Source organism: Bartonella sp. ML69XJBT (assembly GCF_028618515.1).
Classification (GTDB): Bacteria; Pseudomonadota; Alphaproteobacteria; order Rhizobiales; family Rhizobiaceae; genus Bartonella.
Genome location: NZ_JAQITB010000132.1, coordinates 1 through 1007 on the forward strand (window position 1 = coordinate 1; position 1007 = coordinate 1007).

At 46.6% G+C, this 1007-nt stretch carries 1 protein-coding gene; it reads right to left on the minus strand.

Translation table 11 applies throughout. The features are described 5' to 3' along the window. A partial coding sequence (locus tag PVV68_RS10520) for a phage tail tape measure protein (RefSeq protein ID WP_342753073.1) occupies window positions 1-1007 on the minus strand: 1007 nt, incomplete at both ends.

The following is a 1007-nucleotide window of genomic DNA, read 5'->3' on the forward strand; positions in this document are numbered from 1 at the left end:
AAGACGTGATCAATTGAAGAAGCCCAAGACGTGTGCCAGCAAAAGTAAAGCGCAACACACGCAAAGCAATATTAAAAGCCATCAGAGCGGCAATGGTTTTGATAATAGCGCTTGTTAAAGTGGGATGTGCATTCGCCCACGCCATAAGAACATTGATAAAACCACCAACACTTTCCATCAAACTGTTGAGGGGGGGCAGAAGCACTTCACCAATGGTAATCCCCAAAGCCACGATACGGTTTTGCAACAGTTCAAATTGCCGCATAGCACCGGTTGCTTGTTTATCCGCCTCTTGTTCGACAGAGCCTTTAAAGACTTGTGGATCTTTCACATAATCTAAAGCATGCCCTAACAGTTCGGGATTGCCAACCAGTTTGGCAAAATCACCGGTAAACTCTCGTCCAGCAATAGCAATCAGCGAGCGCATACCCTGTTCGGATTTGCCCAACACATCAAAAAAACGCACCAAGGTACCGGTGGCATCTTTCTCCAAATCTTCCATAAATTTTTGGCGAGAGAGACCAATATTGGTAAAAGCATCTTCAATATGTTTACCCCCTGCTTGTATGCGCGCACTCATAGAGTTAAAACCACGCGCGGCACTCTCTGGAACAATTCCAGCAGAAATCATCGCCGTCCCAAAAGCTGCTGTTTCGCGGGCTGTCAGTTTAAACATAGTTGCCGCACCGGTCGCCCGATTGGTAAAATCAGACACCTCACTTGCCTTGGCCGCCATGTGGTTGGAAAGATGGTTGATGGCATCGCCTAGATCTTCGATGCCTGCTTGATTAAGTTTAAAGACATTGCGTAATTTGGCAAAGCGTTCCCCAATTTGATCCCCGCTCATATCAAAAGCAACAGCTGCCTTGGCGGCATAAATACTAAAAGCTTCTAAATCTTGTTCACCAATCCCTGCTTGGCTAGCACTGGTCATCAGTTCTAAAACTTCACGGGCGGCGAGAGGAATTTTGGTGGAGGTTTCCAAAGCAAAACGGCGCAATTCCTTT